The sequence below is a fragment of the Afipia carboxidovorans OM5 genome (assembly GCF_000218565.1).
GTDB classification, from domain to species: domain Bacteria; phylum Pseudomonadota; class Alphaproteobacteria; order Rhizobiales; family Xanthobacteraceae; genus Afipia; species Afipia carboxidovorans.
The window spans coordinates 1,794,122-1,806,783 of the sequence record NC_015684.1 but is presented as its reverse complement, the minus strand read 5'-3'; the positions used below and the strand labels follow the sequence as shown (position 1 = coordinate 1,806,783).

11 protein-coding genes are annotated in these 12,662 nt (G+C 64.8%); 7 read left to right on the top strand and 4 right to left on the bottom strand.

All coding sequences use genetic code 11. From position 1 onward, the window contains the following. Nucleotides 1–117: 117 nt before the first annotated feature. From OCA5_RS08420 to purF, 6 genes are all read left to right on the top strand, one after another. A complete protein-coding gene (locus OCA5_RS08420; RefSeq protein ID WP_012563515.1) occupies nt 118–1,368 on the top strand; it encodes a cyclopropane fatty acid synthase in 1,251 nt (416 codons plus the stop codon). A gap of 145 nt (nt 1,369–1,513) precedes the next feature. Next, entirely contained in the window at nt 1,514–3,010 is a 1,497-nt protein-coding gene (locus tag OCA5_RS08415; RefSeq protein WP_013913049.1) for a replicative DNA helicase, read from the top strand. Nucleotides 3,011–3,070: 60 nt separating this feature from the next. Continuing rightward, nucleotides 3,071–4,309 carry an alanine racemase gene (alr, locus tag OCA5_RS08410; protein ID WP_012563517.1) on the top strand — a complete coding sequence of 413 codons (1,239 nt, stop codon included), beginning with the start codon at nt 3,071–3,073 and terminating at the stop codon, nt 4,307–4,309. Nucleotides 4,310–4,388: 79 nt separating this feature from the next. After that, nucleotides 4,389–5,801 (top strand): DNA repair protein RadA, encoded by a 1,413-nt coding sequence (gene radA, locus OCA5_RS08405; protein WP_012563518.1) that lies wholly within the window; start codon nt 4,389–4,391, stop codon nt 5,799–5,801. Nucleotides 5,802–6,028: 227 nt separating this feature from the next. Next, entirely contained in the window at nt 6,029–6,673 is a 645-nt protein-coding gene (locus OCA5_RS08400; RefSeq protein ID WP_012563520.1) for a CvpA family protein, read from the top strand. A gap of 79 nt (nt 6,674–6,752) precedes the next feature. Then, complete coding sequence (purF, locus tag OCA5_RS08395) at nt 6,753–8,258, top strand: amidophosphoribosyltransferase (RefSeq protein WP_012563521.1); 1,506 nt, start codon at nt 6,753–6,755, stop codon at nt 8,256–8,258. Nucleotides 8,259–8,321: 63 nt separating this feature from the next. On the opposite strand, the gene OCA5_RS08390 is transcribed toward purF, so the two are convergent. Next, a complete protein-coding gene (locus OCA5_RS08390; protein ID WP_012563522.1) occupies nt 8,322–8,825 on the bottom strand; it encodes a GNAT family N-acetyltransferase in 504 nt (167 codons plus the stop codon). A gap of 231 nt (nt 8,826–9,056) precedes the next feature. On the opposite strand from OCA5_RS08390, the gene OCA5_RS08385 reads away from it, so the two are divergent. Further along, nucleotides 9,057–9,800 (top strand): SDR family NAD(P)-dependent oxidoreductase, encoded by a 744-nt coding sequence (locus tag OCA5_RS08385; RefSeq protein ID WP_012563523.1) that lies wholly within the window; start codon nt 9,057–9,059, stop codon nt 9,798–9,800. A gap of 162 nt (nt 9,801–9,962) precedes the next feature. Here the strand turns inward: OCA5_RS08385 and der are convergent, their stop codons facing one another. From der to OCA5_RS08370, 3 genes are read right to left on the bottom strand one after another with little or no spacing between them, the layout of a single operon-like run. After that, a complete protein-coding gene (gene der / locus OCA5_RS08380; RefSeq protein ID WP_013913048.1) occupies nt 9,963–11,342 on the bottom strand; it encodes a ribosome biogenesis GTPase Der in 1,380 nt (459 codons plus the stop codon). Between the two features lie 57 nt (nt 11,343–11,399). Then, complete coding sequence (locus OCA5_RS08375; RefSeq protein WP_012563525.1) at nt 11,400–11,918, bottom strand: hypothetical protein; 519 nt, start codon at nt 11,916–11,918, stop codon at nt 11,400–11,402. 4 nt (nt 11,919–11,922) lie between these two features. Continuing rightward, nucleotides 11,923–12,567, bottom strand: coding sequence for a tetratricopeptide repeat protein (locus tag OCA5_RS08370; protein WP_012563526.1), 645 nt, complete (start codon nt 12,565–12,567; stop codon nt 11,923–11,925). Between the last annotated feature and the right edge of the window lie 95 nt (nt 12,568–12,662).

Sequence of the window (12,662 nt, the reverse complement as noted above, 5' to 3'; positions counted from 1 at the left end):
CATCTTCGGCGCGACCAACTGACCTCTTCACACTTGAAGCGACCGCCAAGAAGGTCAAAAATCCACCGATCGCTCTCCTCTTATCAGGAATAGGATACTACCGCAGGATCGCTTCCGATGAGCTCTTTGCTGAAATCCGCTCTCCGCCGGTTTTTCCGTTTCGGCTCGATCACCTTCATCACCGCTGCCGGGGACTCCTTCACCTGCGGCGACGGAACCGGCACCCCTGTCACGGTACGCTTCACCACAGCCTCCGCTCAGCGCCGCCTGCTGCTCGACCCCGAAATGGCGTTCGGCGAAATCTACATGGACGGCGAACTCGTGATCGAACAGGGATCGATCACCGACGTGCTCGCTGTCGCCCTGGCCCAGCCCTACGACCTGCCGCGGCTGGCAAAGCTTCTGCACTGGCAGCGTTATCTGGTCCGCCGCTGGCACCAGTTCAATCCGATGGGTCTGGCGAAGCGGCGCATCCAGAGTCACTACGACCTCGACAGCCGCCTCTACTCGCTGTTCCTCGATTCCGACCGGCAATATAGCTGCGCCTATTTCGAGCGCCCCGACATGACGCTCGACGAGGCCCAGCTCGCAAAGCGCCGCCACGTCACCGCCAAGTTGTTGGTGAAGCCCGATCAGCGTGTGCTCGACATCGGCTCCGGCTGGGGCGGACTCGGACTCTATATCGCGGAGATTGCCGGCGGCATGGTCACCGGCGTCACCTTGTCCAACGAACAGTTTGAGATGTCGAACCAGCGCGCCAAGGCGAAGGGCCTCGCCCAGCGCGCCAGGTTCCTGCTCGAGGACTACCGCAAGATACCGGGCCCGTTCGACCGGATCGTCTCGGTCGGTATGTTCGAGCATGTCGGCATCGACCACTACCACACCTATTTCCGGCGCTGCGCAGAGCTTCTCACCGACGACGGCGTGATGGTGCTGCACGCGATCGGCCGCTCCGAGGGACCCGACATCACCAACCCGTGGATCGCGAAGTATATTTTCCCCGGCGGCTACATCCCGGCGCTGTCGGAGGTGCTGCCCGCGATCGAGCGCGCCGGCCTTCTTGTCGATGACATCGAAATCCTGCGCCTGCACTACGCCGAGACGCTGAAGGCCTGGCACGAACGGTTCCTCGCCCGTCAGGACGAAGCGGCACAGATCTATGACGAGCGATTCGTGCGGATGTGGCGATTCTACCTCGCCTCCTCGGAGATGAGTTTCCGCAAGCAGAATATGATGGTGTTCCAGATTCAGATCAGCAAGCGCCAGGGCGTGGTGCCGATCACGCGCGACTACATCGCGCAGGAGGAACAGCGGTTGCGGGTGATCGAGGCCTCCAAGGGAACGCCTCTGCAGCAGGCTGGCGAATAGACCGTCAAGCGGCCTATAAGGTTTCTCCCGATTATTCTCGTCATGTGAGAATCGGGCACAAGTAAAAGCTTCCCCTTACCCCCTCTGCAAAGCGGTGCTTGATGAATGCCCCGCATTTGCCGAATTGAAAGTGCATTCGACCGCTATGGCCGTTTCCGACTCGAACATTGTCAAGCTTGCGCCTGAAGCCGGCGCACCGGCCTACCGCAGCGCGCCGCATAACATCGAGGCAGAGCAGAGCCTGCTCGGCGCGATCCTCGTCAACAACGATGCGTTCTACCGCGTCTCGGATTTTCTCGAGCAGAAGCACTTCTACGAGCCGATCCATCAGTTGATCTTCGAGACGGCGTCGAGCCTGATCCGCGCCGGCAAGGTCGCGACCCCGGTGACGCTGAAAACCTTCCTGCCCGCCGACACCGATCTCGGCGGCATCACGGTCAGCCAGTACCTCGCCCGCCTCGCGGCGGAAGCCACCACCATCATCAATGCTCAGGATTACGGCCGGACCATTTATGACCTGTCGCAGCGCCGCGACCTGATCCGCATCGGCGAGGACATGGTCAACGTCGCCTATGACGCACCGGTCGACTTCGCCCCCCGCGCCCAGATCGAGGATGCCGAACGGCGGCTCTACGAGTTGGCGGAACAGGGGCAGTATGACGGCGGCTTCCAGAAATTCGGGCAGGCGCTGACGGTTGCGATCGACATGGCCGCCCGCGCCTATGAGCGCGTCGGCAATCTGTCCGGCCTCGCCTCCGGCCTGCGCGACATGGACACCAAGCTCGGCGGCCTGCAGGCGTCCGACCTCATCATCCTCGCCGGCCGCCCGGCAATGGGCAAGACCGCGCTCGCCACCAACATCGCTTACAACGTCGCGCGCGCCTGGGAAGGCGAACTGCAGCCCGACGGCACCACGAAGTCCGTCAACGGCGGCGTGGTCGGCTTCTTCTCGCTGGAAATGTCGGCCGAACAGCTCGCCACCCGTATCCTCTCTGAGCGCACCGGCATTTCATCGAGCATGATCCGCCGCGGCGGCATCACCGAGAACGATTTCGAGAAGATCCGCGATCACGCGATCGAGATGCAGCACCTGCCCTTCCACGTCGACGACACCGGCGGCCTGTCGATTGCCCAGGTGATGGCGCGCGCGCGGCGGCTGAAGCGGCAGAAGGGCCTCGACCTTCTGATCATCGACTACATCCAGCTCCTCTCCGGTTCCGGCAAGCGCTCCGACAACCGCGTGCAGGAAGTCACCGAGATCACCACGAGCCTGAAGGCGCTGGCGAAGGAACTGAACATCCCGATCATCGCACTGTCGCAGCTCTCGCGTCAGGTCGAAGCGCGCGACGACAAGCGCCCGCAACTCGCCGACCTTCGCGAATCCGGTTCGATCGAGCAGGACGCCGACGTGGTGCTGTTCGTGTTCCGCGAGGAATATTATCTGCAGAATAAGGAACCGAAGATCGGCACGCCGGAATACGAAAAGTGGCAACTGGAAATGTCGCTGGTCCACGGCAAGGCCGAGGTCATCATCGGCAAGCAACGCCACGGCCCGACGGGCACCATCAAGCTGCATTTCGATTCGAGCGTGACGCGGTTCGGCGATCTCGCCGACGAAGACCAGCTTCCCGCCCATATTTGATCTTTATCGCCCGAAGCATGATATGAGGGACTGACATTCGCTGCCGGGCCCTCTTTCTCGATGACATCTGCTTCGCATCCCACCGCCGCCGACATCGGCCTCGATTCCCACACGCTGCAGGTCACGCCCGGCGTTCTCACCATTGACCTCGACGCCATCGTGGCGAACTGGAAGGCGCTCGAAAGCCGCACCGTGCCTGCGGAGTGTTCGGCCGTCATCAAGGCCGACGCCTATGGCTGCGGTCTCACACCCGTCACGCGCAAGCTCGCGAGCGCCGGCTGCAAGACGTTTTTCGTCGCCACGCTTGCCGAGGCGAAGCAGGCCCGCGAAGCCGCGCCGAAGGCCGTGATCTACGTGCTCAACGGCCTGTTCGCGAATTGCGGTGACGACTTTGCGAAGATCGATGCCCGTCCGGTGATCGGCGATCTCAACGAGCTTGCCGAATGGGACGCCTTCCGCCGCACCCGCGGCTGGCGCGGACAGGCGGCGCTGCAGATCAACACCGGCATGAACCGTCTCGGCCTCAACCCCGACGAGGCGCGCGGACTGGCCCCGCGCATTCGCGAGCCCGATCACGGCATTGCGCTTGTGCTGAGCCATCTCGCCTGCGCCGAGGATGTCGCCAACCCGATGAACGGCCGCCAGCTTGCGGCCTTCCGCGATGTCGCCTCCGAATTCAGTGGCGTTCCCGCCTCGCTGGTGAATTCTTCCGGCATCTTCCTCGGACCGCACTTTCACATGGATCTGGCGCGCCCCGGTGCCGCGCTCTACGGCCTCAACCCGACGCCCGGCTCCGACAACCCGATGCAGCCGGTGATCGGCCTCAAGGTCCGCATCGCCCAGATCCGCAGCGTGCCGAAGGACGAAACAGTCGGCTATGGCGCGCTGTGGCACGCCAAGCGGCCGACGCGGCTTGCGATCGTCAGCGCCGGATATGCCGACGGCTATTTCCGTGCGGCGAGCGGCATCGAAGGCACCCGCAGCGCGCAGGTCGTTGTCGCGGGCCAGCGCTGCCCCATCGTCGGCCGCGTCTCCATGGACCTGATGGCGATCGACATCACCGACGTGCCGCATGGCGCGGTTCGCCGCGGCCACTTCGTCACGCTGATCGGCGACGGCATCACCGCGGACGAGCTCAGCCACCATTTCGGCACCATCGGCTACGAGGTGCTGACCAGCCTTGGTCACCGCTATGCGCGCGACTATCGCGGCGCAGTACCCGGGTCCAAGACGGCTGCGGAGAAGCCGGCGACAGAGCCCGAGAAGTCCCCGGCCGACCCGGAAGGCGCATCGGCCTGAGTGGCTCAAGGTCCAACCCACGGCTTGACTTCCTTACGCGAATAAGAACAAAATAAGAACACATTAGTGCAGGGCTCAGATGGCCAAACACGTCCCCTCTTTCGTCTGTCAAAACTGCGGTTCCGCCTACACCAAGTGGCAGGGCAAGTGCGAAGGCTGCGGCGAGTGGAACACGCTCTCCGAGGAGGATTCGATTGCGGCCACGGCGATGCCCGCAAGCATCCGTCCGAAGCGCAAGGGCCGCCTGTTCACACTGGAATCGCTGACCGGAGAATCGCAGCAGGCCCCGCGTCTGCCTTCCGGCATGGCGGAACTCGACCGCGTCACCGGCGGTGGCTTCGTGCGCGGCTCGGTGCTGCTCGTCGGCGGCGATCCCGGCATCGGCAAATCGACGCTGCTCACCCAGGCGGCGAGCCTTCTCGCCCGCGCGGGCCATCGCGCCGTCTACATCTCCGGCGAGGAAGCCGTGGCGCAGGTGCGGTTGCGCGCCGCGCGGCTTGGCCTTGCGGATGCCGCCGTGCAGCTTGCGGCCGAGACATCGGTTGAAGACATCATCGCAACCCTTTCAGAAGGCACGCCTCCCCGCCTCGTCGTGATCGACTCGATCCAGACCATGTGGACCGACACCGTCGAATCCGCGCCCGGTACGGTGACGCAGGTCCGCGCCTCGGCACAGGCGCTCATTCGCTTCGCCAAGAAGTCCGGCGCGGCACTCATTCTCGTCGGCCATGTCACCAAGGATGGCCAGATCGCGGGCCCCCGCGTGGTCGAGCACATGGTCGATGCCGTGCTTTCATTTGAAGGCGAAGGCTCGCAGCAGTTCCGCATCCTGCGCTCGGTGAAGAACCGTTTCGGCCCGACCGACGAGATCGGTGTGTTCGAGATGACCGGGCTTGGCCTGCGCGAGGTCACCAACCCGTCCGAACTCTTTCTTTCCGAGCGCGACCTCGGCAGCCCCGGCACCGCCGTATTCGCAGGCATCGAGGGCACCCGCCCCGTGCTGGTCGAGTTGCAGGCGCTCGTCGCGCCGACCTCGCTCGGCACACCCCGTCGCGCCGTGGTCGGCTGGGACCCCAGCCGGTTATCGATGGTGCTCGCCGTGCTGGAAGCTCATTGCGGCATCAAGCTCTCGGGCCACGACGTCTATCTCAACGTCGCGGGCGGCCTGCGCATTCAGGAGCCTGCCGCGGACTTGGCTGCTGCTGCCGCGCTCGTCTCCTCGCTCGCCAACGCGCCGCTGCCGGTCGATGCCGTCTATTTCGGCGAAATCTCACTATCGGGTGCCGTGCGGCCGGTAGCGCAGTCCTCCGCCCGACTGAAAGAGGCTGCGAAACTCGGCTTCGCCCGCGCCGTGCTGCCGGAGGCGCCGCGCGGCGAGACCGGCGCGTCCGATGGCGGGCTCAGCCTTAACAGCGTCGGTTCGCTCACCTCGCTGGTCGCCGAAATCGCGGCACGCAGCGAGAAACGGCTGCGCCCCGCCGCGCAAGCGTGAGCTTCACCGTCGCCCTCACGTAAAAGCGGTTTGAAAAGCCACAGGCGGCGAAAAATCAGCCGTAATCGGCCATTTTGCCGCCCGCGTGATGCTGCACCGCGTGACGCCCGGAAAATGGCTGGTTATACAACCGCCGCGTGGCTTGCAGCCCGCGTCCCGACACCGTCTTCTGGAACCCGGCAGGCCCATCGATTCGGACCCACGCCACAACCGGAACAGCCTCTCTGATGCCGATCACGCTTCTCGATATCATCGTCCTCGCCGTTCTGATGCTGTCCGGTCTGCTCGCGATGATCCGGGGCTTCGTGCGCGAAATCCTGTCGATCACGGCCTGGGGCGCGGCGGCGCTGACCACGCTCTACGCCTACCAGAAGCTGCTTCCGACCGCGAAGACCTACATCGCAAGCGACACGCTCGCGACCATCGCCGTCGTTGCCGGCATCTTCATCGTCACGCTGATCGTGGTGTCGATCATCACCGTGCGTATCTCGGACATGATCCTCGATTCGCGAATCGGCGCGCTCGATCGCACGCTGGGCTTCCTGTTCGGCCTTGCCCGCGGGCTTCTCATCATGGTCGTGGCCTTCCTGTTTTTCACATGGCTGGTGCCCGACAAGCAGCAGCCTGATTGGGTTCGTGGCGCAAAATCGCGTGTTGTGCTGCAAGGAACCGGCGACTGGCTGATGACGCTCTTGCCGGACGATCCTGAAAACACCATCTTGAAGAAGTTCAAGAAAACCAAGCCGGATGACGAACCGGCCGACGCCGCTCCGGACAACCGGACCGAGAACCCTTCGGATATGGGCGGCTACGGCAAGTCGGAGCGTGACGGCATGAAGTCATTGATCGACGGCAAGGCAGCAGGACGTTAACTCTAGAACCACAAGGGTGGATGTAAGGTGCTGCTTTCGGATAGAACTCGTCTCAACGTCGCGGAGGCTCGGTGAACCGATGAACAACTTCTCCAGTACCGCAACCGCCGCGCGTGAACGCAGCCTGCGTGACATCGAACTGCACGGCGAAGGCGATACACTCCGGGAAGAATGCGGCGTGTTCGGCATCTACGGCCACCCTGATGCCGCCGCCATTACCGCCCTCGGACTTCACGCTCTCCAGCATCGCGGCCAGGAAGCTGCCGGCATCGTCTCCTTCGACGGGCACCGCTTCCACTCCGAGCGCCGCCTCGGCCTTGTCGGCGACACTTTCTCCCGCGCGTCGGTGATTGAAGGCCTGCCCGGCGAAAACGCCGTCGGCCACGTCCGCTATTCCACCACCGGCGAAACCATCCTGCGCAACGTGCAGCCGCTGTTCGCCGAACTCAACGCCGGCGGCTTCGCCATCGCCCATAACGGCAACCTCACCAACGGCCTGACGCTGCGCCGCGAACTGGTCCGCCAGGGCGCGATGATGCAGTCGACCACCGACACCGAAGTGGTGCTCCACCTTGTCGCCCACTCCAAACGCAACCGTTTCATCGAGCGCTACATCGAGGCGCTGCGCGCGATCGAGGGCGCCTATGCGCTGGTCTCGCTCACCAACAAGAAGCTGATCGGCGCACGCGACCCGCTCGGCATCCGCCCGCTGGTGCTCGGCGAACTCGACGGCTGTCCGATCCTCGCCTCCGAGACCTGTGCGCTCGACATCATCGGCGCGAAATATGTCCGCGATATCGAGCCCGGCGAAGTCATCGTCTTCGATGAAAAGGGCACCGAGATTCATAAACCCTTCCCGCCGCAGCCGCCGCGCCCCTGCATCTTCGAGTACATCTATTTCGCCCGCCCGGATTCCATCGTCGGCGGGCGTTCCGTTTATGAGGTCCGCAAAGGTTTTGGCGCGCAGCTCGCACGCGAAAGCCATGTGGATGTCGACGTCGTGGTGCCGGTGCCGGATTCCGGCGTGCCCGCCGCGATCGGCTACAGTCAGGCCTCCGGCGTGCCGTTCGAGCTCGGCATCATCCGCAACCATTATGTCGGCCGTACCTTCATCCAGCCGACGCAGACCGTGCGCGAGCTTGGCGTGCGCATGAAGCACGCGCCGAACCGCGCCGCGATCGAGGGCAAGCGCATCATCCTGATCGACGACTCGCTCGTGCGCGGCACCACCTCGAAGAAGATCGTGCGCATGATGCGCGACGCCGGCGCGAAGGAAGTCCACTTCCGCCTCGCCTCGCCGCCGATCATTCACCCGGACTATTACGGCATCGACCTGCCGGACCGCGGCGGGCTTCTCGCCGCCACGCATTCGCTCGAGGAAATGCGCGATATCATTGGTGCTGACTCGCTCGCCTTCCTGTCGATCGACGGCATGTACCGCGCCGTCGGCGAGCCCGGCCGCGACCCGGCCAATCCGAAATTCTCGGATCACTGCTTCACCGGCGATTACCCGACGCACCTCACCGACCAGACCCAGGTCGAGCAACCGCAGCACCAGCTCTCGCTGCTGGCCGAGGCGAGCTAAAGCTTTCGGGCAGCCACGCCGGGAAGCTGTCTCCGCAAAGAATGGAAAAAGCGGCGCCGCTCCTCAGAGCGCGCGCACCATGAACTGTGCGTCCGCACCATAGCTCTGCAGCTTCGCTGCGAGCATCCGGTCCGTCACCGGCACAAATCCCTGCCGCTCCCAGAACCCGGCCGAACCATTGACCGCAATCAGCGACAGCGACGGCAGGCTTTCAGCGCGCGCCTGCAGGGCGAGCCTCGCCACAATCTCCACGGCCGCGCCGAGCCCCCGCACCTGCGGCAGCAGCGCGATATCGTGGATGTAATAGGTCGATGGCTTTGCGGGCAGGCCTCCCAGCAGCGCATTCAGCGCGGGCAGCGCGCCATCGTGCCATGGATGGCTCACCACATACGCCGCGATCTTCACGTGATGCTCGAACACGTAGCAGCCCTGTGGGTAGAGCCGCAGGCGCTCGGCAAACACCGCAGCCTCCTCCGGGTAGGCCGGGTGAATGGCAGCCGCCAGCGTATTGACGGCTGGCAGATCGGTTTCGGTCATCAAGCGCCATTGAGCAGGCTTTGCGGTCATAGCGAACTGTCGTTCTTCACCTCTCCCCGTCTACGGGGAGAGGTCGGATCGCCGTCAGCATGTTGACGCAGCGTTGGCGCCCCAATGGCGATCCGGGTGAGGGGCAAATCGGCATGGGTTTATTCGCAGGCATCGATATGTCATAGCAAGCCCCTCACCCGGCGCCGCGCTGACGCGGGCGCCACCCTCTCCCCGCAAGCGGGGCGAGGGGCAGACCCGGGCCGTTTCCACATGACCGCCAAACCTCTTGCCTCCCGCATCGCTCTCGTGACCGGCGCCTCGCGCGGCATCGGCCACGCGACCGCACGCGCGCTCGCCCGCGCCGGTGCCCATGTGATTGCGGTCGCCCGCACCCAGGGGGGGCTCGAAGAGCTCGATGACGAAATCCGCAGCGAAGGCGGCAGCACCACGCTGGTGCCGCTCGACCTCACCGATTACGACGGCCTCGCCCGGCTCGGCGCCGCGCTGAACGAGCGTCACGGCAAGCTCGATATCCTGATCGGCAATGCCGGCGTCGCGGGCCCGTCCTCGCCGCTCGGCCATATCGATCTGAAGCCTTGGATGGACGTCATCGACATCAACCTCACCGCGAACTTCCAGTTGATCCGCTGCATGGAGCCGCTGCTGATCCATTCGGATGCCGGCCGCGCGGTGTTCATCACCTCCGGCACGGCCTCCAAGGCGAGCGCCTATCGCGGCCCTTATGCCGTCTCCAAGGCGGGGCTAGAGGCGCTGGCGCGGGTATGGGCGCATGAGACAGCGACAAGCACGATCCGCGTCAACCTGTTCAATCCGGGGCCGATCCGCACCCGCATGCGCGCCACCGTGATGCCGGGCGAAGACCCGATGACGCTCGATACGCCCGAGCAGGCGGCCGAACACATCCTGCCGCTGTGCATGCCGGACTGGACCGAGACCGGGAAAGTCTACGACTACCGCACCCGCTCGCTGATGAATTTCCGCCCACCGGTGTAATCGAAAGCAACGACCATTCCTACCTCTGCCGTGGGGAGAGGGCGGAGACGGAGCACAGCGAACGTCTCCGGGTGAGGGCGTACGATGCTTATGAGAGGTCGGGAGCCCCCTCACCCGCTCACTACGTTCGCGACCTCTCCCCAAAGGGGAGAGGTGAAGAAATCACGACTTCCGCTTCGCCTTGTGTGCGAACGGGTTCGCCTTCTCGCGCAGCGTGATGCGGATCGGCGTGCCGGGCAGGCTGAAGGCCTCGCGCAGGCTGTTCGTCAGATAGCGCAGATAAGACTGCGGCACCGCATCGGCGCGCGAGCAGAACACCACGAAGCTCGGCGGCCGCGCTTTCGTCTGGGTCACATAATTCAACTTGAGCCTGCGCCCGGACACCGCCGGCGGCGGGTTGGCGCGCACCGCCTGCTCGAACCAGCGGTTCAGCGCGCTCGTCGAAACGCGCTTGTTCCAGGTGCCATGCGCCATCTCGATCGCTGCAATCAGACGATCGATCCCCTCGCCCATCAGCCCCGAGACGGCAACGAGCGGCGCACCGCGCAGTTGCGGCAGCAGCCGATCAGCACTCTCGCGCAAGGCGCCGATCGCGCCCGGCGTGCGCTCGATCAGATCCCATTTGTTGACAGCGAGCACGATCGCGCGCCCTTCACGCTCGACCAGATCGGCTAGGCGCAGATCCTGCTCCTCGAAGCGGTTCTGCGCATCCATCACCAGCACCACAACCTCGGCGAAGCGCACCGCGCGCAGCGCATCCGACACCGACAGCTTCTCGAGCTTGTCGTCGATGCGCGAACGGCGGCGCAGCCCCGCGGTGTCGAACACCCGCAGCTTGCGGCCCTTCCATTCGACATCCACCGCGATGGAATCGCGCGTGGTACCGGCTTCGGGACTTGTCAGCAGTCGCTCCTCGCCGAGCAGGTAGTTGATCAGCGTGGACTTGCCGGCATTGGGACGGCCGAGCACCGCGACGCGGATCGGCCGCGAAGGATCGATCTCCTCACCCTCCGCATCGTCCTCATCCAGTTCGTCATCATGGATGGGCTCCGGCATCAGGTCTTTCAGGGCGTCGTAGAGATCGCCAAGGCCCTCGCCATGCTCGGCGGAAATGCCGATCGGATCGCCAAGACCGAGCGCATAGGATTCCGCAATGCCCACTTCGCCATGCCGGCCCTCGCTCTTGTTGGCGAGCAGCAGCACCGGCTTGTTGGCGCGGCGGGCGAAATCGGCAAAGGCGCGGTCGTTGGGCGTAAGGCCTGCGCGTGCATCGATCACGAACATCAGCGCATCAGCGGCGGCAATCGCCGCCTCGGTCTGCTCCTGCATCCGCGCGGTCAGCGAGCCGCGCGGGCCGGAATCGAGGCCTGCCGTGTCGATGATGGTGAAGTCTAGATCGCCGAGCCGGCCCTGCCCTTCGCGGCGGTCGCGGGTCACGCCCGGCTGGTCATCGACAAGTGCGAGCTTCTGCCCGACGAGACGGTTGAACAGCGTCGACTTGCCGACGTTGGGACGGCCAATGATCGCAATCGTGAAAGACATATCGATCCCGTCCGCCCTTGCGCGGGTCACTCGCCACACATCAGGCGCGGCGCGGATTTAACGTTGGAAACTGCCGCTCGGCAACGGCGCCGGGAATGGCGACAATTGCTGCTGCTGAGGTGCAGGCTGCTGCGGCGGAGGTGGCGGAGGTGCTGCAGCCGGTTCGGGATCGGGCGGAGGCGCGGTAACGCTGCGGCGCTTTGCGGTACGCGCGGGCTTCTTCGGCGGCGGTGGCGCGGCCTGGCGCTCCTCGGCGGCCGGTGCAGCATTCGCGGCAGCGCCTGCACCTGCAGTCTCCGGCGCGACTGCCGCCGGATTGGCCGAGAACTCGTCCTGCGGTTGCGCGCCCTTGTAGAGCTCTTTCGGCACGCCCTGCTGCACACCGGGCACGCCTTCCGGAAACACCGGTTTACGCTCACCCTGCATCGGCTTCTTCTGGTCCAGGAAGCCCAGCATGTCGGTCGGGTCGAAACTGTTCACCGCGCCGCCGCAGCCGGCCAAAGCAAAGCCGATCCCCGCCAGCATCGCGCCGGCGAGTGTACGGGACAGCCATGGTCTGGACACGCGGGTCGTCATCGGTTCAGCTTTTCGCCGCCGTCGGCAGCAATGCGCCGAGCGCTTCCGCGCGTCGGCGCAGCGTTGCCGGGCTTTGCGGGTCGTTGCCGATCATGTCGATCCAGCGCCGCGCAGCTTCGACGTTGTTCGCGCGCCATGCCGACAGCGCCAGCACCTCGCGGGCGGAGTGGCGGAAAGTGTTGGTGCCGGTGGCATCACCCTGCAGGCGCTTTTCGATTTCATCGTAAGACGCGGTATCGAGCATCAGGTTCGCCGCGCGGATGCGGGCGATCTCGCGCACCGGCGCATCGAGGCTGCCGTCGTTTGCGATCACATCATAGGCGGCGATGGCTTTCTTCGGGTCCTGCTTGACGGCTTCGCCCGCAACCTGCAGCCGCGCCAGCATGCTGTAGCCGCGGGCCTTGCTGGCCGCGATCTTCTCGAAGGCGGCCTCGGCCTGCGCAGGATCGGTCAGCGCCAAGGCGGACTGGAAGGCTTTGCCGGCCTCCTCCGCCTTCTGGGTCTCGAAATGCTGGTAGAGTCGCCAACCACCGGCGGCGGCCACGATCAGGACGACAGCGATGATGATATGGATCGAATACCGGTCCCATATCTTCTTGAGCTGCTCACGGCGCAGTTCGTCGTCGATTTCGCTAAAAAGTTCAGTCACTTAAGGAAACCCCACCGGCTTTTGACGCGCGCCCTGCGGCGCACGCCCCGCATCCACCCCTGCAGCAGCGCAAGGCGATACAGTAACGCTGTGGC

Coding starts and splice junctions, on each gene's coding strand:
- OCA5_RS08390 (WP_012563522.1), bottom strand. CDS start 8,825: ATGACCGCAAAGCCTGCTCAATGGCGCTTGATGACCGAAACCGATCTG.
- purF (WP_012563521.1), top strand. CDS start 6,753: ATGAACAACTTCTCCAGTACCGCAACCGCCGCGCGTGAACGCAGCCTG.
- OCA5_RS08375 (WP_012563525.1), bottom strand. CDS start 11,918: ATGACGACCCGCGTGTCCAGACCATGGCTGTCCCGTACACTCGCCGGC.
- OCA5_RS08420 (WP_012563515.1), top strand. CDS start 118: ATGAGCTCTTTGCTGAAATCCGCTCTCCGCCGGTTTTTCCGTTTCGGC.
- OCA5_RS08385 (WP_012563523.1), top strand. CDS start 9,057: ATGACCGCCAAACCTCTTGCCTCCCGCATCGCTCTCGTGACCGGCGCC.
- der (WP_013913048.1), bottom strand. CDS start 11,342: ATGTCTTTCACGATTGCGATCATTGGCCGTCCCAACGTCGGCAAGTCG.
- alr (WP_012563517.1), top strand. CDS start 3,071: ATGACATCTGCTTCGCATCCCACCGCCGCCGACATCGGCCTCGATTCC.
- OCA5_RS08415 (WP_013913049.1), top strand. CDS start 1,514: ATGGCCGTTTCCGACTCGAACATTGTCAAGCTTGCGCCTGAAGCCGGC.
- radA (WP_012563518.1), top strand. CDS start 4,389: ATGGCCAAACACGTCCCCTCTTTCGTCTGTCAAAACTGCGGTTCCGCC.
- OCA5_RS08400 (WP_012563520.1), top strand. CDS start 6,029: ATGCCGATCACGCTTCTCGATATCATCGTCCTCGCCGTTCTGATGCTG.